Consider the following 20,567-nt stretch of genomic DNA (forward strand, 5'->3'; position numbering starts at 1 on the left):
GCCCTCCCCCACCCTCGATCCCCGCCTCCTCCTCGCCCTGGGTCGCCCCCTGCACGGCGACTCCGTGACCCGGCGTACAGGGCGGACGCTGCGCAAGCTCACCTCGTCCGTGGCACAGGACGTCGCCGATCAGACGCAGATCGCACGGCAGTTGCAGCAGCCCGTCACCACGGGCCGGGTGGTGGCCGTCACCTCCATCCGTGGCGGTGTCGGCAAGTCCACCGTCTCCGCGCTGCTCGGGCGCGCCCTCAACCACTACCGGCACGACCCGGTGCTGACCCTGGAGGCGGACACCGCGCTGGGCACCCTGCCGGTGCGCATGGGTGCCGAGGCGGTGCGCTGGACGTGCGCCGATCTCGCACCGATCCTCCACCCCTCCATGCAGCTGACGGACGTGACCGGCTACCTGGTGCCGGTGCCCGACGGCGGCTGGCTGCTGCCCGCGAGCCGGGGCCAGGTCGGTCCGCCGCTCGACATGACGGCGTACCGCAAGGTGACACTGGCACTGCGCCGCTACTTCGCGGTGACCGTGGTTGACTGCGAGACGCTCCCCGGCGAGGTGGCCCGTACGGCGATGGACACCGCGCACGCCCGGGTCGTGGTCGCGCCGACCACGGCAGAGGGCGTCGCCGCCACCCGTCAGGTGTTGGACTGGCTGGCGCTGTTGCCGCACTCGGCTCTGGCCACGACGGTCGTGGCACTGATGACCAGCACCCCCGACACGCTCCTCGACGAGGGGACGGCCGCCGGGCATCTCAAGGAAGCCGGCGTCACCGTCGTCACCGTGCCGTACGACCGTCATCTGGCCGGCGGCGGCCCCATCCGCACCGACCTCCTGGCACACGCCACGCAACAGGCCGTGCTGCGGCTGGCCGCCGAGGTGATGGGGCGCGCGGTGAGGGTGCGGTGAGTGTCCGGCCGGGGCGCCCCGGCTCGTGCCTGCCCCACCCCGTCTCCGCCACGACCCGCTCCGGAGAAGTACGCCCGTGACCCTGCAGATCGTCCACCGGCCCGCCCGTAGCACCCGTCCCGTCGAGCCCGCCCGGCCCCGTACGGTCGAGGCGCCGCCCAACCTGCCCGAAGGGAAGATCGGCAACGCGGCCACCACCCTGCTGCCGATGGCCGGCGTCCTGGGCTCCGTGGTGATGATGACCGTGGTCCGCAACAGCCGCTTCGCGGTGGTGGGCGCGGTCGTGCTGGTCTTCGCGCTGCTGGGGGCGGTGGCGCTGTTCCTGTCGCAGCGCGGCAAGGCTCAGCGCACCCGGCGCACCCAGCGTGAGCGCTACCTGGAGTACCTGGAGGAACTCCGGGAGGAACTCGGCGCCGCGGAGCGCCGGCTGCGGGACGCGGAGCGGGAGCTGAATCCGCCGCCGGAGGCCCTGTACGACCTGGTGCGGGACCCCGCCCGGCTGTGGGAACGGCGCCGCCGGGACGCCGACTTCCTGCGGGTGCGGGTCGGCCTCGGTGACGTACCGGCCCAGGAGCCGACGATCCAGCAGAGCGGCGCCGGCGGGGTGCTGACGCCGCCGGACCCGTTCATGCTCAACGAGGCGCGCGCCCTGCAGCGCCGGTTCGCGACGGCCGCCGACGTGCCCTTGACGGTGCCGTTGGACCGGGCGGGGAACGTCAGCGTCGTCGGTGACCGGGAGGATGTCCTGCGGGTCGTCCGGGCGCTGCTGGCGCAGACGGCGGTGACGCACGCTCCCGATGACGTCGCGCTCGCCCTGGCCGTGCCCGGCGAGCGGATCGCCGATTGGCAGTGGGCGAAGTGGCTGCCCCATGTGCTGGATCCGCAGGCGCACGACGGTCCGGTGGCCGCACGCCGGATCGCGCCGGATCTCGGGCAGCTGGCCGGAGCGCTGCGGCACGAGCTGGGCCGGCGGTCCGCGTACGCGGCGGAGGTGCGGCGCGGTCTGGCCGACCGGAACGCGCTGCGACTAGTGGGCCGGCTGCTGGTGGTCGTCGACGCCCACGGTGAGACGGCCGCCGAACTGCCCCGTCCGGACTCGGCGGTCGGGCTGCCGGACATGGGGGTCACCGTGGTGCATCTCCTCCAGGAGCGGGTCCACGAGCCGGACGAGGTGAGCGTGCGCATCACCGTCCAGGGCGAGCGGGTGGCCGTCGAGGACCTGCGTGGTCCCGCCGCCGAGGGCACCGCCGCGCCGGTCACCGCCGAGGGCAGCGCCGACCCGGTCACCGCGGCCGGGGCGGAGGGCATCGCCCGGCTGCTGGCCCCGCTGCGGCTGTCACCGGAGTCCGTCGCCGAAGGAAGCCCCGTCACCGGGCCGGTCGACTTCCCCGCCCTCCTCGGCATCGCCGACCCCGCCGGTCTCGACCTGCCCATCCTGTGGAAGCCCCGCAGCGAACGCGACTTCCTCCGCGTACCCATCGGTGTCACGGACCGTCATGAACCGGTCCTGCTGGACCTGAAGGAATCCTCCCAGCTCGGCATGGGCCCGCACGGTCTGTGCGTGGGCGCGACCGGTTCGGGCAAGAGCGAGCTGCTGCGCACCCTCGTCCTCGCCCTGGCCGCCACCCACTCCCCGGAAGACCTGGCGCTCGTCCTGGTCGACTACAAGGGCGGCGCCACGTTCGCCCCCTTCGCCGAACTCCCGCACACCGCCGGAATGATCACCAACCTGGAGAACCAGGCCGGGCTCGTCGAACGTGTCCACACCAGCCTCGCCGGTGAGGTCAAACGCCGCCAGCAGGTCCTGAAGGACGCCGGCAACGTCGCCGACATCGGCCACCACGCGGTGCTGCGCGCGACGGAGCGGCCGGACCTCGAGCCGCTCCCGCACCTGTTCGTCGTCATCGACGAGTTCGGCGAACTCCTCACCGCGAAACCAGACTTCATCGATCTGTTCCTGTCCATCGGCCGCATCGGCCGCTCCATCGGCGTCCACCTGCTGCTGTCCAGCCAGCGCATCGAGGGCGGCAAGCTCAAGGGCCTGGACACCTATCTGTCGTACCGGCTGGGCCTGCGCACCTTCTCCGCCGACGAGTCCCGGACGGTCCTCGACACCACCGACGCCTTCCATCTCCCGCCCCTGCCCGGATTCGGCTACCTGAAGGTCGACACCTCCGTCTACGAACGGTTCAAGGCCGGCTACGTCTCCGGCGCCCACCGAGGCCCGGTGGGGGGCGAGCAGCGGGACGAAGAGCCGCTCGCCCGGCCCTACCCGGCGTACAACACCGCGGAGCGGGACGAGGAGCCGGCGGCGCAACCCTCCGCCACCCGGCGGGAGACCGGCCCGACCGTCCTGTCCCTCATGGTCGGCCGACTCACCGGCGCCGCGCCCACCGTGCGCCGGGTCTGGCTGCCCCCGCTGCCGGACGCCGTCGCCCTCGACACGGCCGCCGGACCGGTCCGGGTCTCCGAGCACGGACTGCACCTGGCGCGCGCCGCCGGCGGGATGCGGGTGCCGCTCGGCGTGCTCGACGACCCGGCCCGCCAGTGGCAGGGCCAGTGGGTGCTGGACCTGACCACGGCCGGCGGTCACGTGGCCGTGATCGGCGGCCCCCAGTCCGGCAAGACCACGCTCCTGCGGACCCTGGTACTGTCCCTGGCGGTCACCCACACCCCCCGCGACGTCGCTGTGTACGGCCTGGACCTGGTCGGCGGCGGCCTGTCGGCGCTGGCCGCCCTGCCGCACGTCGGCGGGATCGCCGGACGGGCCGACCGGGAGCGCGCGGCCCGCACGGTCGCCGAGGTGCGCACCATGCTCGCTGAGCGCGAGGAACTGTTCCGCGAGCACGGCATCGACTCCGTCGACCAACTGCGCCGGCTCCGCTCCCAAGGCCGACTGCCGCAGCTCGGCTCCACCGACGTCGTGCTCGTGGTCGACGGTTTCGGCGCGCTGCGCGACGACTTCGCCGACCTCGACGAGCCGGTCGCCGACCTGCTGAAGCGTGGCGGCGGCTACGGCATCCACGTGGTGGCGGGCATGCTGCGCTGGAACGACGTCCGCATCGCCACCCAGTCGCTCTTCGGTACCCGCGCCGAACTGCGCCTGAACGACCCCGCCGACTCCTCCGTCGACCGCAAGCTCTCCCAGACCCTCTCACCGGACGTGCCCGGCCGGGTGCTCACCGACGGCAAGCTGTTCGCGCAGGCCGCCCTGCCCCGCGTCGACGGCTCCGCCACGACCGGTGACCTGGGCCCCGCCCTGGACGAGGCGGCCCGGACCGTCCGCGCCACCTGGCACGGCGAACCCGCCGCCCCGGTGCGGGTGCTGCCGACCCGGCTGCCGACGACCCGGCTGCCCTCGGCGTCCGCCGAGCCGCTGCGGATACCGGTCGGCCTCGACCAGGACGCCCTCGCCCCCGTACTGCTCGACCTCTTCGGCAGCGACCAGCACCTGCTGGTCCTCGGCGACAACGAGTGCGGCAAGACGAACCTGCTGAAGCTGATCGTCGCAGGGCTCGTCGAGCGGTACTCCGACGACGAACTGGTCTTCGGTGTCTTCGACCCCCGCCGCGGTCTGCGCGGCGTCGTCCCGGAACCGTACCGGGGCGGCTACGCCCACAACGCCACGCTCGCCGCCGCCCTCTCCACGGGCATCGCCGCCGAACTCGACAAACGGCTGCCGGAGACCGCCGACCCGGATGGGCCCGAGACCGGCGAACCCGCCTTCCGGGGCCCGCGCATCGTCATCCTCGTCGACGACTACGACATCCTCACCACCGCCGGACAGCAGCCCCTCGCTCCCTTCCTGCCGTACATCTCCTCCGCGCAGGACATCGGCCTGCACGTCGTCCTGGCGCGCCGCGTCGCGGGAGCCTCCCGCGCGCTCTACGAGCCGCTCCTGACCACCCTGCGCGAGACGGGCGCCACCGCCCTGGTGATGACCGGCGACCGCACCGAAGGACAGCTCTTTCCCGGCCTGTACGCCTCCCAGCAGCCGCCGGGCCGGGGCACCCTGGTCCGCCGCGGCCGACGCCACCAACTCGTGCAGACCGCGCTGACCGGGGCCGGAGAAGGAGAGTCGTGACCAAGGACGTCATCGCCCTCACCCCGAAGATGCCCGACACCTGGGCCCTGCTGGCCGGCCTGTACGCGGGCGGCCCGGAGGCAGCCGTGACCGCCGGGTCCCAGGGTGCCGTGCTGCGGCTGTGCGCCCCGGACGGCAGGCCCCTCGTGTCCGTGGAGGCCCCGCAGCTCGTCCAGGTCCCCGGCGAGGCCGAACGGCTGCTCGGGCGGGACATGCCCGTGCCGTTCTGGTGGACCGAGGCCCGGGCCTCCGGCGCCGTGCCCGGGGCCGAGCGACTGGCGGCATCAGTGTGCGGGCGGCTCGCCCTGCTGCTGGGCGGCGGCATCTGGCCCGAGCCGGCGGCGAGCACCGAGGTGGTGGACATGCCCGCGGCCGTCGCGCCGGACGACGGGCAGCCGGTCGTCGACGTCCTCACCGACACCACCTCGGTAGTCCTGGCCGACCGTCCCGTCCTCGCCCTGACCACCTGGCTGTCGGAGGTGCTGCGCGGCACCTCCGAGACGGACCGCGCCCTGCAGATCGTCACCCCGCCGCACGTCCGGCTCAGTGCCCCCGCCCGCGCCACCCTCCTCCAGGTTCCCAACCGCTGGGTCGTCCAGGACCCGGCACAGGGCTACTACGACGGGCTGTCCGGGACGGTGCTGCGCTGGCAGGACGGGACGTTCACGCCCGCGCTCGGGGCGGACGGCACCGCCTCGGTCGCCGAGGCGTTCGGCCGGACGTGCCCCACAGGGGACCGGCAACTCGTCGTGGCGTTCCGTACGACTCTCCCCGCGCACGAGGACGTCGTCCTGGGCGAAGCGCTCGAGGCGGCCTGGCGCGCGCTCACCGGTTCGGCCCCGGCCGGCTGGGGCACCGCGGAACCCGTCAACCTGCCCTGGTCACCACGCCGGCTGACCGATCTGGCCCGTGACCGGGCCCCCGAGCCGACCCATCTGCTCGTGACGGGGCATCCCGGCCGGCCGGCGCTGGCCTGGATCCGGATCACGCGGACCACCGCGGGCGTCGAGCAGGACTTGACGCTCACCCTCGGGTACGGGGAGGGTGAGGAACCGCCCCTGGAGGCGGTCGGGCCGCTTGCCGAGACCCTCGTCGTGGAACACGGTCTGACGACGATGCTGGCCTCGGTGCGGCGGGCCTCCCGCGATCTCACCACGCCTCCCGTGCTCCAGGCGCCGCCCGTCCCGGTCGCCTTCACTCTGGGCGCGCGGGACGTGCGGGGTATCGGGCTCACCCATGCCCGTCGCCCGCCCGTCGAGGTGCGGCCCGTCGTCCTGGGGCCCGCCGCCGAACCCGCCCTGCACTACCCACTGGGCGACGGGTCGGACGCCGGTGCCCTCATCGGGCTGCGCCGTCTGGCGGCGCATCTGCGGGCCGGTGTGCCGGGGACGGGGCCGGGGCGGCCGGAGGCTTGACGCCGTTCTCCGGGGGCAGCTCCCGGCCCACGTGTTCCAGGAACCGCGCCACCGTCTCGGCCAGCACCTCCCGCCCGTCCCGGGCCCACAGCCCCTCGTTGAACAGCTCGACCTCGATGGCGCCGGTGTATCCGGCCGCCTCCACGTACCCCTGCCACTCCCGCATGTCGATCGCGCCGTCCCCGATCTGGCCGCGGCCGTTGAGGACGCCCTCGGGCAGCGGGGTGGTCCAGTCGGCGAGCTGGAAGGTGTGGATGCGGCCGCCCGCGCCGGCCCGGGCGATCTGCTCGGGCGCCCGGTCGTCCCACCAGATGTGGTACGTGTCGACGGTGACGCCGACCTGGCGGGCCGGGAAGCGTTCGGCGAGGTCCAGGGCCTGGGTGAGGGTGGAGACCACGCAGCGGTCTGAGGCGTACATGGGGTGGAGCGGTTCGATGGCGAGGCGTACGCCGTGCCGCTCGGCGTACGGGCCCAGCTCGGCCAGCGCGTCCGCGATGCGCTCCCGGGCGGCGCGCAGGTCCTTGTCGCCGGCCGGGAGACCGCCGGAGACCAGGACCAGGGTGTCGGTGCCGAGGGTGGCGGCCTCGTCGACGGCGCGGCGGTTGTCGGCCAGGGCCCGCGCCCGCTCGTCCGCGTCGGTCGCCGTGAGGAAGCCGCCGCGGCACAGGGTGGTGACGGTCAGGCCCGCGTCGCGGACCAGTTTCGCCGCGGCCTCGACGCCGTACGCCTGGACCGGTTCGCGCCACAGGCCGACGTTGCCGACGCCGAGTTCGCGGCAGGCGGTGGTCAGTTCGGGCAGGGAGAGCTGCTTGACCGTCATCTGGTTGATGCTGAAACGCGCGAGATCGCTCACTGGTCCACTCCGTACAGCGACAGCAGGGTGCGCATCCGCTCCTCGGCCCGCTTCGGGTCCGGGAACAGGCCGAGGCCGTCGGCGAGTTCGTAGGCGCGGGCGAGGTGCGGCAGCGAACGGGCCGACTGGTGGCCGCCGACCATCGTGAAGTGGCTCTGGTGGCCCGCGAGCCAGGCCAGGAACACCACGCCCGTCTTGTAGTAGCGGGTGGGGGTCTGGAAGAGGTGGCGGGAAAGGGCGACGGTGGGGTCGAGGAGGGCGCGGAAGCCCTCCGTGTTCCCCGTGTCGAGGACGCGGACCGCCTCCGCCGCCAGCGGGCCCAGCGGGTCGAAGATGCCGAGCAGGGCGTGGCTGAAGCCCTGCTCGTCGCCGGCGATCAGCTCGGGGTAGTGGAAGTCGTCGCCGGTGTAGCAGCGCACGCCCTGCGGGAGGCGGCGGCGCAGCTCGACCTCGCGCCGGGCGTCCAGGAGGGACACCTTGATGCCGTCGACCTTGTCGGGGTGGGCGGCGATCACCTCCAGGAAGGTGCCGGTCGCCGCCTCGAGGTCGGACGAGCCCCAGTAGCCCTCCAGGGCCGGGTCGAACATCGGGCCCAGCCAGTGCAGGATCACCGGTTCGGCGGCCTGGCGCAGGAGGTGGCCGTAGACCTCCAGGTAGTCGTCCGGGCCCTGCGCGGTCGCGGCGAGGGCGCGGGAGGCCATCAGGATGGCCTGGGCGCCGGACTCCTCGACGACGGCGAGCTGTTCCTCGTAGGCCGCCCGGACCTCGCTGAGAGTGCCGGCGGTCAGTTGGTCGGTGCCGACGCCGCAGGCGATGCGGCCGCCGCACGCCTTCGCCTCGGCGGCGGAACGGCGGATCAGCTCGGCGGCGCCGGCCCAGTCCAGGCCCATGCCGCGCTGGGCGGTGTCCATCGCCTCGGCGACACCGAGCCCGTGGGACCACAGGTGGCGGCGGAAGGCGAGGGTGGCGTCCCAGTCGACGGCGGCGGGCGAGTCGGGGGTGGTGTCGGCGTAGGGGTCGGCGACGACATGCGCGGCGGAGAAGACCGTACGGGAGGTGAAAGCGCTTCCCGGGGAGAGCGCCAGGGGCTCGGCGCGGGGCTCGTGGGCGCGTACGGTGCCGTCGGCGTTCGGCAGGTGGAGGGTCACAGCGCGATCTCCGGCACGTCGAGGCGGCGGCCCTCGGCCGAGGACCTCAGGCCCAGTTCGGCGAGCTGGACGCCGCGGGCGCCGGCCAGCAGGTCCCAGTGGTAGGGGGCGTCGGCGTAGACGTGCTTGAGGAACAGCTCCCACTGGGCCTTGAAGCCGTTGTCGAAGTCCTGGTTGTCGGGGACCTCCTGCCACTGGTCGCGGAAGGCCTCGGTGGCGGGGATGTCCGGGTTCCAGACCGGCTTGGGGGTGGCGGAGCGGTGCTGCACGCGGCAACCCCGCAGTCCCGCCACGGCGGAGCCCTCGGCGCCGTCGACCTGGAACTCGACCAGTTCGTCGCGGTTGACGCGGACCGCCCAGGAGGAGTTGATCTGGGCGATGGTGCCGCCGTCGAGTTCGAAGACGCCGTAGGCGGCGTCGTCGGCGGTGGCGTCGTAGGGCTTGCCGTTCTCGTCCCAGCGCTGCGGGATGTGGGTGGTGGCCAGGGCGTGGACGGACTTCACGCGGCCGAACAGCTCGTGCAGGACGTACTCCCAGTGCGGGAACATGTCGACGACGATCCCGCCGCCGTCCTCGGCGCGGTAGTTCCAGGAGGGGCGCTGGGCGTCCTGCCAGTCGCCCTCGAAGACCCAGTAGCCGAACTCGCCGCGCACGGAGAGGATGCGGCCGAAGAAGCCGCCGTCGATGAGGCGCTTGAGCTTGAGCAGGCCGGGAAGGAACAGCTTGTCCTGGACGACGCCGTGCTTGATGCCGGCGGCGTTCGCCAGGCGGGCCAGCTCCAGGGCGCCGTCGAGGCCGGTGGCCGTCGGCTTCTCGGTGTAGACGTGCTTGCCCGCGGCGATCGCCTTCTTGATCGCCTCCTCGCGGGCGGAGGTGACCTGGGCGTCGAAGTAGATGTCCACGGACGGGTCGGCGAGGACCGCGTCGACGTCCGTGGAGACGTGCTCGAGGCCGTGCCGTTCGGCGAGCGCCTTCAGGGCGTGCTCGCGGCGGCCGACCAGGACCGGTTCCGGCCACAGCACGGTGCCGTCGCCGAGGTCGAGGCCGCCCTGTTCGCGGAGGGCCAGGATGGAGCGGACGAGGTGCTGGCGGTAGCCCATGCGCCCGGTCACACCGTTCATGGCGATTCGCACCGTCTTGCGTGTCACGTCGTTCCCTTCGTACGGGCGGTGAGGTGGAGGTAGTGCGGTACAGCAAGCGCTTTCTATGCCATACGAAGCTAGCCTGTGGACGGTGGTCTGGACAAGACCGGGGCCTGGGCGAGTTGTTCGAGGGGACGAACGGCGGCGGGCCGTGGTCGTAAGGTCACCTGGGACGGGACGGCGGTGCACGGCCGGTGTACGGCACAGGCGCGAGGCGGAGGACTAGGACATGACGGTGACCCTGGCGGACGTGGCGGCCCGCGCCCAGGTCTCCCCCGCGACGGTGTCGCGCGTGCTGAACGGGAACTATCCCGTCGCCGCCTCCACGCGCGAGCGGGTGCTCAAGGCGGTCGACGAACTGGACTACGTCCTCAACGGCCCCGCGAGCGCGCTGGCGGCGGCCACCTCCGACCTGGTCGGCATCCTCGTCAACGACATCGCCGACCCCTTCTTCGGCATCATGGCCGGCGCGATCCAGTCCGAGATCGGCGGGCCGGGCGGCAGAGCGGGCGGCGAGAGACTCGCCGTGGTCTGCAACACCGGCGGCACTCCGGAACGCGAGCTGACCTACCTCACCCTGCTCCAGCGCCAGCGTGCGGCGGCCGTCGTGCTGACCGGCGGTGCGATGGAGGACGCGGCGCACCAGGCGGCGGTGGCGGCGAAGCTGCGCAAGCTGACGGAGGCCGGGACGCGGGTGGTGCTGTGCGGGCGGCCGCCGGCTCCGCAGACCGGGGCGATCGCGCTGACCTTCGACAACCGCGGGGGCGGCCGGGAGCTGACCGAGCACCTCATCGGCCTCGGCCACCGGCGGCTCGGCTACATCGCGGGCCCGGAGGAACGGACCACCACCCGGCACCGGCTGGAGGGCCACCGCGCGGCGCTCGCGGCGCACGGCGTCGAGGAGGACGCCCGCTGGACGGTCCACGGCCGCTACGACCGGCAGTCCGGCTACGAGGCGACGCTGGAGCTGCTGCGCCGGGACCCGACGCTGACCGCCGTCGTCGCCGCGAACGACACCGTCGCGCTGGGCGCGTGCGCGGCGCTGCGGGACTCCGGGCTGCGGATTCCGGCGGACGTGTCGGTGGCCGGCTTCGACGACCTGCCGTTCAGCATCGACGCGGTGCCCGCGCTGACGACGGTCCGGCTGCCGCTCGCGGAGGCGGGGGCGCGGGCGGGGCGGATCGCGATGGGACGGGAGGAGGCGCCGATCGGGGGGATCGCTACGGTGCGGGGGGAGTTGATGGTGCGGGGGTCCTCCGGAGGGCCTCGGGAGTGAAGCCCGCGGGCGCTGTCCGCGCAGCCGACACACCCACGACCGTGTGGTACGCCCCGACGGCGGAGCGACTGGCGAGCGCCAGTGCGCTGGTGCTCAGGGAGACACACCGATCCAACGGGCCATGGCCTCGAAGGCGTCCAGTGCTCTCGAGTCGTTCGGTCCGAGAAGCCGCTTGCAGTCGTTGCCGAGGCTTTCGTACTGATCGGCCGCGCCGCGGGAGTCTCCTGACAGGCCGATCAGCTCCGCCAGTTCGAAGCGGGCTTCGATGAGTGGCGCGGTGGACTCCTCATGGCTCACTCGAAGGTGCCGCACACGTTGCTCTGCTTCGCGGATCTGGTGGACGTAGTCCGTGTTCACGTGTGGCGTGCCCACGTGTGCGTCCTGCTCCGGACCGCCCCGCCCGGAGTCAGGCGTGTACTCGACCCGGCGGATCGCCCGAATGACGTCCCGCGCGTGTTGTGGTCGCTGTTCGGGCCGCTTGGCCAGCAACTGCATGATCAACGCGCTGAGCATGTCGGGGACGCCCCGACGGACGTCGTTGGGAGAGACGGGCGTTTGCTGGAGGTGCATCAGTCCGACCGCCATGAGGTCGGAGTCACGGCTCGTGAAGGGCGGCGTGCCGGTCACCATCTCGTACATCACACAACCGAGGGAATAGAGATCGCTCAGGTGGTCCCCGGGATGCTGCTGCCAGCGTTCGGGGGCTGCGTAGCGCCATGTGGCTCCGGCACCGAGCGTTTCCGACATGTCCAGCAGCCGAGCCAGACCGAAGTCCACGATCTTCGCATTGCCCCGTTCGTTGATCATGATGTTCGCCGGCTTGATGTCACGGTGGACCACTTCCACATCGCCGGCGTCGGCCAGGCCTTCACAGACTTGTACCGACCAGCGCACCGTCTGTTCGAGGGTGAGCGCGTGCCCGTGCCCCATGTGCATGTCCAGCGACTTCCCGTCCACGTATTCCATCACCAGGTACACCTGCCCCTGGTCCTCTCCGCGGTCATGGATGGCGGCGACGTAGGGGCTCTGGATCCGCGCCATGGACTGCCACTCCTTCTCGAAACGCGCGCGCATGTCCTCGGTCAGTGACTCCCGGCGGTGCAGACCCCGCATGCGGTCCATGTCCATCAGCTTGACCGCCACGGGTCGGCCCAGCCTCCTGTCGTACGCCCGCCATACGTGGCCCATTCCGCCCTTACCCAGACGACCGTCCAGGCTGTACCTGCCGTCACCGAGCTCGCGCCCGCCCGTCACGCGGTCTCCTTCTCCGGCCCCGGAGCCCGTCCCTCCAGCGCTGCCGAGGAACGAATGCCACTCCTCCACTCCGCGAGCATCACTTCCAGCTCCCTGACCGCCTTCACCAGGAGCCAGCCTGCTTGCGTGCGCTGCCGCTCCCCGGCCTCGCGCCTGATGCGCCGACGGAACGGCGCGTGGGCCACCCCGACGACGGCTACGAGCACGAGCAGGACCATGACGGTGGACAGCGTCAGCAGGGTCGGCCCGCTCGCCCGAGGAATCAACACCAGACCGTCCAGGATCGCGAGACAACCGGCAGCACCGATCAGCCACCACGTGGGCACGATCGAATCGATCGCCTCATGCGTGCGCAGTTCCACGTGGTTCACCAGACTCTCGGCCGCACGGCCGACGTCGAAGACACGCACCGGATCCGTCGGGAAGTCGCAGGACCAGTCCTCGACGGACAGAGTTACCGTCGGAGGCAGCGACGAACCGGACGACTGAGCCATCGACAAGGCGGACAGCCGGACACTTTCCCACACGCATTCGAGCGCCAAGCGCCGCGCCGACGCCCCCATGCCCAGTTCGTCCGGCTGGAAGACGGCCCGTTCCAGCAAGGTCACGAAGTCGAGACGCTCGCCACCCCGTGCCGACTCGGCCACCGCAGCGGCGGCTGCCTCCTCGTCCCCTTCGCACTTGATCAGTGCCCGCAGCCGCGCCATACGAAGACGTACGTCCTCCTCATCCGGCTCCTCCTGGTCGATCAGGTGGTCCAGTGCGGTGTGCGTGAAATCCCGGCCGGAGGGACCTTCCTCAGCGGTCGGCAAGGACCTCAGGTATTCAAGGGCCCCTTCCAGAGCCGTGGCAGTGACCCAGCCCCGTGCCAGCGTGGGCCACTGCGCAGCGGCCAGCTCTCGCAGGACGGCGAAGCGCTCACCGGAAGGGTCACCGCCGAACTTCATCAAGCGACTGCTCCAGAGGGCAGCGTGCCGGCCCGCCGATGCCGTGCCTGGGCCCCTGAAAGCAGCCCGGTCCTCACGGAACCATCGAGTGACGGCCTCACGAGCGTACGTGTAGGCGTCGTAGCCGAGCTCGGAGTTTGCGATGGCCTCCAGGAGCACCGCGAACTCGGGCCCCAGATCGTCGCGGTCGAGGGAATTGAGGTAGCGGTCCATCCAACCGGCGGCCTCACTCAATAGCCCCAGGCGGGAGCAGGTGAGAGCCAGGAACAGCTTCGACTTGTCCGAATCGAGGTACATGGCGTGGGCCGTCGCCCTGGATACGGTGGCCTGCTCACACAGGTGCCGTGCTGCCAGGGCGGCGACCGCCGGGGCGAGCCAGTAGGTCGGCTCGGTGAGGAACTGCTCTCTCACACAGGCGTGGACAGTCTCCCTGTCCACAAGCCCCTTCGTCACTGCCTGGTTCGTCAGGGTGTTCGTGAGGCCGCGGGCCAGGGCCCGCACCCGCCGCCGACCGGCGAAGTCGGCCTTCCACATGACGATCAACTGTGTCAGTTCGGCCTGCGCGTTGGCGACGACCTGGTGCCGGCCGTACCGCTCCACGAAGTCCGTCAGTGTCTCGTGTGTCGTGTCGACCGTCTGTCGCACCTCCTCCACGGCGTGGCCTGCCGACAGCACCCCGCCAGTGATCTTTTCCTGTTCGCTCCGTAGAGCCGACAGCTCCAGGCGCACAGTGATCACTTCCTTACGAAAAGCCTCCATTTCCGCCTGGACAGGTTCGAGTAGCTCCTCCAAGACGGACTGCTGCTCTTCCAAGATTCTCCCCCGACTGCACCCCGCACCCGCGTCTACGCTCGGATGCCTGCGGAACATCGACCGACGCGTCTAGTATTTCCGGAAGTTCAGTGGTCGTGGGCCGAAACGGGGGGAGAAGGCATGTACCGCGACAACAGCGCCATCAGCGATCTGTTCTTCGGCCGGGACGACGCAGAGAATGATCTTACGGACGGCCTGCTCAATGGCATGGTCTTTCAACAGAATTACGCCTACCGCGAGGCGCTTTCCGGCCGAAAGTCACTGATCATTGGCCGAAAAGGCGCAGGCAAAAGCGCCATATGCCGCCGACTCGCCGATCCCGACGGGCATCCTGGGGCCACCGTGGTGATCACCCCGGACGACGCAGCTGGTGACGAGTTGCGACGCTTCGAGTTGCAGGGTGTTTCCGGTGATACGGCCAAGTCCCTCATCTGGCGTTACGTCTTCGCCGTGCACGCGGCGCGGCACCTGTGTGAGCACGCACGCGCCGCACACGGCTGGCGCACGCGCGCATCGGTCCGGGCTCTACGCCGCTTTCTCTCCGAGAACGACGAGATGGAGCAGGAAGGCCTGTACGACCGGCTGCGTCGCGGGACCAGAGGGCTCCAGTCCGCGAACCTGTCCCTCGCCGCATTTGGGTTCGAGGCCGGGTTCGGGCTGGCCGGCGCTTCGGAGGGAGCACGCGCCAGTAGGCAGCTCGAAGTGATCGAGGAGGGAGTGGCGAAGGCGTTCGACGAACTCGGCTGTGGGGACGCACATCCCCCACTGCTCTTCCTGGTCGATCAACTGGAGCAAATATGGACCATCGATCCGGACAGCCACGCCCTTGTCGCAGGCCTGCTTCTCGCAAGCAAACAAGTCACAGGACGGTATTCCGGCGCGGTCCGCTGCACGCTGTTCCTCCGGTCGGACATCTACGACAGGCTGCACTTCAGCGAGGCCGACAAATTCCACAGTGATGAGTTGCGGATCATCTGGACTCAGGAGGAGCTGGCCCAAATGGCCCTCGCGAGAGCCGCGGCTTCACTCAAGACCGATCTTCAGCCGGAGCAGCTGTGGGGTGTCCTCTTCTGTCCTTCCGTGTCCGGAGAGGCGACACCGGAGTACCTGTACAGACGTTCTCTCCCCAGGCCCAGGGACACCATCCAGTTCCTCAACGCCTGTCGGGACGTCGCAGATCAGCGCAACCACCGGCACGTGGAAGAAGAAGACGTCCTGACCGCCACTGAGCAGTTCTCACGGTGGAAGTTGACAGACCTGGCGCGGGAATACGCCGTGACGCATCCCTTCCTCAGCAGCTTGTTCCTGCTGTTCGACAACTACGGATATGTCGTTATGCGGTCCGCACTGGCGTCCCGCTTCGACGCCCACCGGCATCGATTGCACGAGGAGTTCACCGACTACGCCGAGAGCCTGACCACTCAGGGCGTCATCGACGTCCTCTTCGGCATCGGTTTCCTCGGAGTGAGGAGGAACAATCAGGTCGTCTACATGGACGGCGCACAGACGCCTCCTCAACCCGAGGAGGAGGAGTTCCACGTGCATCCGTGCTTCCGGCCCGCTCTGGGCGACAGAGGGCCCGTGGGCCTGGCCGCCTACAGCCCTCGCAGATCACGCGGCATCCATGGGGGTGTCTCCCAGTTGGCGATATCGTCGGGCTCGGACGCGTCACTCGCCGTGAGTCGCGACTCGCGTCTGCTGGGTGATGTCACCCGGTCGTGTGAGCGCCTCCTCCGGCAACTGCTGCGAGCAGGTCTGCCGCTCGACATGCGAGGAGCAGTACAGACACAGATCGGTCATGTACTCGACGACGCCCGACGCGCGCGGGACGACTTGGGCCGCGGCGCCTCCATCGACGTCACTCACCATGTGCTCACCGCATCCGGGTACCTGGGCGCCCTGGCCATTCAGCTGAGGGAATCCGGCATCCACGACGACCCCCTGACTCGTCGCCTGGAGGACGAGGCCAAGGCCCTGATCCGGGCGGCAGGGGGCGCACTCGGCGGAGGCGGCGGATCGAATTCGTCCCCGTGAGGTGGTGGTGCTCCGCTCGCTCCCGCTCGAGGCAGGGGTGACCTGGCAGCGGAGTACGACCGGCACTGGGCGTACACCCCCGCAAGGGCGGGTACGCTCCGTCACCATGAAGCTGGCGTTCTCCACCCTCGGTGTCCCCGGCCTGTCCCTGCGCGACGTGCTGGAGCTCGCGACCGCGCACGGCTACCACGGTGTCGAACTGCGCGCCCACCCGGAGGAACCGGTGCACCCGGGCCTGACGCCCGACGAACGGGCCGCGGTCGTGGCCGGGTTCGAGGCGGCGGGCGTCGAGCCGCTGGGCGTGGCGGGGTACGCGCGGGTCGCCGCGCCGGGCGACGACGACGCCGTGCTCGCCGAGGTGCGCGGCCTGCTGGAACTGGCCCGTGATCTCGGCGCCCCGTACGTCCGGGTCTTCCCCGGCGGGGGCGGTGAGCAGAGCCCCGAGGAGGCCGACGCGACGGCCGCCCGGCGGCTGGGCACGGCCGCCGAGTACGCCGCCGACCTCGGCGTGCGCATCCTCCTGGAGACCCACGACTCGCATCGCACGGGCGCCGACGCGATGCGCGTCCTCGGTCTGGTCGGGCACCGGCAGGTGGGTGCGCTGTGGGACGTGATGCACACCTGGCTGGGCGGCGAGGAACCCCCCGAGAGCTACCTGGCCCTCGCCCCGCACCTCGGGTACGTCCAGGTCAAGGACATCGCCTCCGCCGACGACACCACCCCGCTGCCGCTCGGCGCCGGTGTGCTGCCGCTGGGCGAGTGCGTGGAGGTGCTCTCGCGCGAGGGCTGGGACGGCTGGCTGTGCTGGGAGTACGAGAAGCGGTGGTACGAGGCGGCCGACCCGCTGCCCGGTCTGCTGGACGCGGGGCGTGAGCACCTGGTGCGGCTGCTCAACGAGTCGGCCTGACGGCCGGGCTCACGAGGCGGGCGCCAGTTCCGTGACGGGCCCGTCGAAGGACGCCCGCAGGCGCCGGTCGTGGGAGACGACGACGAGAGTGCCCTCGTAGGAGGCCAGGGCGGCCTGGATGTCTTCCATCAGGGCGGGCGAGAGGTGGTTCGTCGGCTCGTCGAGCAGCAGCAGACCGTGCGGTTCGGCGACCAGGCGGGCCAGTTCCAGGCGGCGTCGCTGCCCGGTGGAGAGGTCACCGACGGGCCGGTCCAGGTCCGCCGCGCGGAACAGGCCGAGGGCGAGCAGCGTATCGGCGCGGTCCTCACCGAAGGACGCGCGTACGGATCGGCGTTCCTCCTCTGCGGTCATGGGCGCGGCCACCTGGCGCAGGAAGCCGGCCCGCGCGGGGCGTCGTACCGTCGCGCCGGGCTCGGGGGCCAGTTCGCCGGCGAGGACCCGCAACAGGGTGGTCTTGCCCGCGCCGTTGGGGCCGGTGACCAGCAGCCGTCCGCCTGCCGGGACGCGCAGGGCGTCCAGGGCGAGGCGGCCGGGCACGCGCAGGCCGGCCAGCTCCACGCCGCCGTCGTCCGCCGTGCCCCGGAGTGCGGCGGTGAACCGCAGGGGTTCGGGCGGGGCGGGGGCCGGGTTCTCGGTGAGGCGGTGCAGGCGCTCGCGGGCGTTGCGGATGCGGCCCATGGCGCCGTGCGCCCGGGAGCGGGCCCGGAAGGCACCCGCGCCGCTGAACGCCCAGGGGCCCTTGCGCGGGATCGCGTCGAGGCGTCCGATGTGGGAGTCGGCGAGGCGGGACTGGCGGGTCACCTCGGCCCGCCACTCCTCGTACTCCCGAGCCGTACGGGCGCGTTCGGCGGCCTTCGCCGTGAGGTAGCCCTCGTAGCCGTCGCCGTAGCGGCGTACCGAGCGGGTGTGGTCGTCGACCTCCAGGACCACGTCGGTGACCCGGTCGAGGAAGGCGCGGTCGTGGGTGACGGCGACGACGGTGCCCCGATGTGCCCGCAGGCGCCCCTCGAGCCAGGCCACGGCCTCGTCGTCCAGGTCGTTGGTGGGCTCGTCGAGCAGCAGGAGCTCGGGCGCCGAGGCGAGGGTGGCGGCCAGGGCGAGCCGGGAGCGCCGGCCGCCGGAGAGGGTGCCGAGCCGCCGGGCGCGGTCCAGGCCGGCCGGCTCACCGAGGTGGCGCAGGGCCACGTCGACTCGGCGGTCGGCGTCGTATCCGCCCCGTGCCTCGAACTCCGCGACGAGTGCGGCGTACCGGTCGTAGGCGGCCGGTTCGTCGCCGTCCAGGGCGGCGCCCGCCTCGCGGATGCGGCGTTCGAGGAGGCGCAGGTCGCTCAGGGCGAGGTCGACGGCGTCGCCGACGGTGGCCGAGGCGGGCAGGTCCAGGGTCTGCGCCAGGTGTCCGACGCCGCCCGGGGCGATGACGGTGACCTCCCCGTTGTCGGGGCGTTCGGCGCCGGCCAGGAGGCGGAGCAGGGTGGACTTGCCGGAGCCGTTGTCCCCGACGACGGCGACCTTCTCGCCGGGCCGGACGGTGAACGACACCCGGTCCAGGACGACGTGGTGGGTGTAGCGCTTGGTGACGTCGGTGACGGTCAGCTGGGAGGCGGCGGGGCGGGCGGCGGTGGGTGCTGCGGCGCTTGGGAACAAGTGGGGCCCTTCGGTGGACTACTGAGGGATCAGACGAGACGTCTCGTCTCGTTGTGTCGGTGACTCTACGCCGGACGCGGCCGGAGCGCAAGACGCGGCGTCTCGTTCCGTTCTCCGTCGGCGGGGTGACAGCGAGGCCAGCGCCACCCCGCCCACCAGCAGCACCGCCGCGCACCACCGCAGCCCGGTCACCGGCTCACCGAGGAAGAGGGACGCCGACGTCATGCCGAAGACGGGCACCAGCAGGGAGAAGGGCGCCACCGTGGACGCCGGGTGGCGGCGCAGCAGCCAGCCCCAGGCGCCGAAGCCGAACACGGTCGAGACCCAGGCGACGAAGAGCAGCGCGCCCGCGCCCTGCCAGTCCAGTCCGCGCAGCGCCGCGAGGTCCCGGGAGGCGCCCTCCGTCAGGAGGGAGAGACCCAGGAGCGGGAGCACGGGGACGGTGGACACCCACACCATGAAGTTCAGGGCGTCGGGCGGGGACGCCTTGCGGGTCAGGACGTTGGACAGGCCCCAGGCGGCCGCGGCCCCCACCACCATCGCGAAGGCGCCCAGCGGGCCGGAGGCGCCCTCGTCGACCGCCGCCACGACGATGCCGGCCAGCGCCACCAGCATGCCCAGTACCCCGACGCGGGACGGGCGTTCGCCGAGTACCGCCGCCGCGATCACCGCCGTGAACACCGCCTGGATCTGGAGGACGAGGGACGACAGGCCGGCCGGCATGCCCGCGTCCATGCCGACGAAGACGAGGCCGAACTTGGCGACCCCCAGCACCAGGCCCACCGCCACGATCCACTTCCAGGCCACCTTGGGGCGGCCCACGAGGAAGACGGCGGGGAGCGCCGCCGCCAGGAAGCGCAGGGCGGAGAAGAACAGGGGCGGGAAGTGGTCGAGGCCGATCTCGATGACGGTGAAGTTCACGCCCCAGACGGCGGCGACGAGCACGCCCAGGAAGAGGTGGGAAGGTCGCATGCGTCGAGGATCGCCTTCCGCGACCGTGAAGCACCAGCGATGATTGCTGCACGGTTGGATGTAGCGTTTCTAAGCCTTCAATGCTTCGGGTGTTCCGGGAGTCGTCATGCTGGACCTTCAGCGGCTGCGTGCCCTGCACGCCGTCTCCGTGCACGGCACCGTCGGCGCGGCCGCCGCCGCGCTGGGCTTCACGCCGTCCGCGGTGTCCCAGCAGATCGCCAAGCTGGAGCGGGAGACCAGGACCGTGCTCCTGGAGCGGGAGGGACGCGGGGTGCGGCTCACCGACGAGGCGTGGCAACTGGCCTCGGCCGCGCGTGAGCTGCTGGCCATCGTGGAGCGGACCGAGACGCGGCTGGAGGAGCGGCGCGGGGTGCCGGCGGGGCGGCTGACCGTGGCGGCGTTCGCGTCCGCGGCGCGCGGTCTGCTGCCGGCCGTGCTGGCCGACCTCGCGGCGCGGCATCCGGCGCTCGACACGCGGCTCACCGAGGTCGACCCGCATCTGTCGGTGGACCTGGTGGCGAAGGGCGCCGTCGACCTGGTGGTGGCGCACGACTGGGACATCGCCCCGCTGCCCGCGCCGGCCGGGGTGGAGCAGGCGGTGATCGGGGACGACCTGTGCGATCTGCTCGTGCCCGAGGGGCACCGTTTCGCGGGGCGGGGCACCGTGCGGCGGGAGGAGCTGGGCGGGGAGCGGTGGATCTGCCAGCCGCCGGGGCGGGTCTGCCACGACTGGCTGCTGCGGACCCTGCGGGGCGCGGGGCACGAGCCGGACGTCGTCCACCAGGCCGACGAGAACCCGACGCTCGTCGCGCTGGTCGCGGCCGGGCTGGGCGTCGCCCTGATCCCCCGCCTGGGGCGCGGGCCGCTGCCCGCCGGGGTGGTGGAGGTGGCGCTGGACCCGATGCCGGTACGGCGCCTGTACGCGCTGTGGCGCACGGGCGCGGCGCGCCGTCCGGCGATCGCGGAGACGGTGCGCACCCTGAAGTCCCACTGGCCGAACGTCGCCACCCGCCCCGTCCCTGTCACACCGTCCCCCGCCGCCCCCACGCCCGCCCGGGCCGACTGACCGCTGCGCGGGGCGGGGGGGGAGGAGGGGAGGGGGCGGGCGGCCCTCACGTCGGCCCGAGCCGGGCGGCTCCGCGATCGGGAGGCGGCGCAGTGCCGGGAG

The 20,567-nt window shown here is 72.0% G+C and carries 14 protein-coding genes; 7 read left to right on the forward strand and 7 right to left on the reverse strand.

Annotated elements, in window-relative coordinates; translation table 11 throughout:
* The 3 genes from KUM03_RS11110 to KUM03_RS11120 all read left to right on the forward strand — a co-directional run.
* Positions 1-910: hypothetical protein (locus tag KUM03_RS11110; protein WP_254399184.1), on the forward strand; the 910-nt coding region annotated here is incomplete at its 5' end.
* Between the two features lie 76 nt (positions 911-986).
* Entirely contained in the window at positions 987-4,994 is a 4,008-nt protein-coding gene (gene eccCa / locus KUM03_RS11115; protein ID WP_217246872.1) for a type VII secretion protein EccCa, read from the forward strand.
* The gene (locus tag KUM03_RS11120; RefSeq protein WP_217246873.1) at positions 4,991-6,409 is read left to right on the forward strand and encodes a DUF6177 family protein; all 1,419 of its coding nucleotides are present in this window, start codon (positions 4,991-4,993) and stop codon (positions 6,407-6,409) included. Before eccCa ends, KUM03_RS11120 begins: the two co-directional genes overlap by 4 nt.
* On the opposite strand, the gene KUM03_RS11125 is transcribed toward KUM03_RS11120, so the two are convergent.
* Genes KUM03_RS11125 through KUM03_RS11135 form a run of 3 tightly spaced genes read right to left on the reverse strand, consistent with a single transcriptional unit; the run spans position 6,333 to position 9,558 of the window.
* Positions 6,333-7,262 (reverse strand): sugar phosphate isomerase/epimerase family protein, encoded by a 930-nt coding sequence (locus KUM03_RS11125; RefSeq protein WP_308406296.1) that lies wholly within the window; start codon positions 7,260-7,262, stop codon positions 6,333-6,335. The two genes, KUM03_RS11120 and KUM03_RS11125, sit on opposite strands and share 77 nt — an antisense overlap.
* The gene (locus tag KUM03_RS11130; protein ID WP_217246874.1) at positions 7,259-8,410 is read right to left on the reverse strand and encodes a dihydrodipicolinate synthase family protein; all 1,152 of its coding nucleotides are present in this window, start codon (positions 8,408-8,410) and stop codon (positions 7,259-7,261) included. The genes KUM03_RS11125 and KUM03_RS11130 overlap by 4 nt, the downstream gene beginning before the upstream one ends.
* Entirely contained in the window at positions 8,407-9,558 is a 1,152-nt protein-coding gene (locus tag KUM03_RS11135) for a Gfo/Idh/MocA family protein (RefSeq protein WP_217246875.1), read from the reverse strand. The genes KUM03_RS11130 and KUM03_RS11135 overlap by 4 nt, the downstream gene beginning before the upstream one ends.
* A 223-nt stretch (positions 9,559-9,781) precedes the next feature.
* On the opposite strand from KUM03_RS11135, the gene KUM03_RS11140 reads away from it, so the two are divergent.
* Positions 9,782-10,828, forward strand: coding sequence for a LacI family DNA-binding transcriptional regulator (locus tag KUM03_RS11140; protein WP_217246876.1), 1,047 nt, complete (start codon positions 9,782-9,784; stop codon positions 10,826-10,828).
* Between the two features lie 93 nt (positions 10,829-10,921).
* On the opposite strand, the gene KUM03_RS11145 is transcribed toward KUM03_RS11140, so the two are convergent.
* Together KUM03_RS11145 and KUM03_RS11150 are read right to left on the reverse strand one after the other, a co-directional pair.
* The gene (locus KUM03_RS11145; protein WP_308406297.1) at positions 10,922-12,151 is read right to left on the reverse strand and encodes a serine/threonine-protein kinase; all 1,230 of its coding nucleotides are present in this window, start codon (positions 12,149-12,151) and stop codon (positions 10,922-10,924) included.
* Positions 12,079-13,842, reverse strand: a complete 1,764-nt coding sequence (locus tag KUM03_RS11150) for a hypothetical protein (RefSeq protein WP_217246878.1) — start codon at positions 13,840-13,842, stop codon at positions 12,079-12,081. Before KUM03_RS11150 ends, KUM03_RS11145 begins: the two co-directional genes overlap by 73 nt.
* A gap of 120 nt (positions 13,843-13,962) precedes the next feature.
* Between KUM03_RS11150 and KUM03_RS11155 the strand changes: the two genes are divergently transcribed.
* Both KUM03_RS11155 and KUM03_RS11160 read left to right on the forward strand, forming a co-directional pair.
* Positions 13,963-15,876, forward strand: a complete 1,914-nt coding sequence (locus KUM03_RS11155) for a P-loop ATPase, Sll1717 family (RefSeq protein ID WP_217246879.1) — start codon at positions 13,963-13,965, stop codon at positions 15,874-15,876.
* Between the two features lie 106 nt (positions 15,877-15,982).
* Positions 15,983-16,783, forward strand: a complete 801-nt coding sequence (locus KUM03_RS11160; protein ID WP_217246880.1) for a sugar phosphate isomerase/epimerase — start codon at positions 15,983-15,985, stop codon at positions 16,781-16,783.
* Positions 16,784-16,792: 9 nt separating this feature from the next.
* Here the strand turns inward: KUM03_RS11160 and abc-f are convergent, their stop codons facing one another.
* Both abc-f and KUM03_RS11170 read right to left on the reverse strand, forming a co-directional pair.
* Entirely contained in the window at positions 16,793-18,427 is a 1,635-nt protein-coding gene (abc-f, locus tag KUM03_RS11165; protein WP_217246881.1) for a ribosomal protection-like ABC-F family protein, read from the reverse strand.
* A gap of 18 nt (positions 18,428-18,445) precedes the next feature.
* On the reverse strand, positions 18,446-19,399 hold the full coding sequence (locus tag KUM03_RS11170) for an EamA family transporter (RefSeq protein WP_217246882.1): 954 nt from the start codon (positions 19,397-19,399) through the stop codon (positions 18,446-18,448).
* A gap of 106 nt (positions 19,400-19,505) precedes the next feature.
* Here KUM03_RS11170 and KUM03_RS11175 point away from each other — a divergent pair, with 106 nt between their 5' ends.
* Complete coding sequence (locus KUM03_RS11175; protein WP_217246883.1) at positions 19,506-20,465, forward strand: LysR family transcriptional regulator; 960 nt, start codon at positions 19,506-19,508, stop codon at positions 20,463-20,465.
* Positions 20,466-20,567 lie beyond the last annotated feature (102 nt).

The sequence above is a fragment of the Streptomyces sp. AC602_WCS936 genome (assembly GCF_019049125.1).
Taxonomy (GTDB): Bacteria; Actinomycetota; Actinomycetes; order Streptomycetales; family Streptomycetaceae; genus Streptomyces.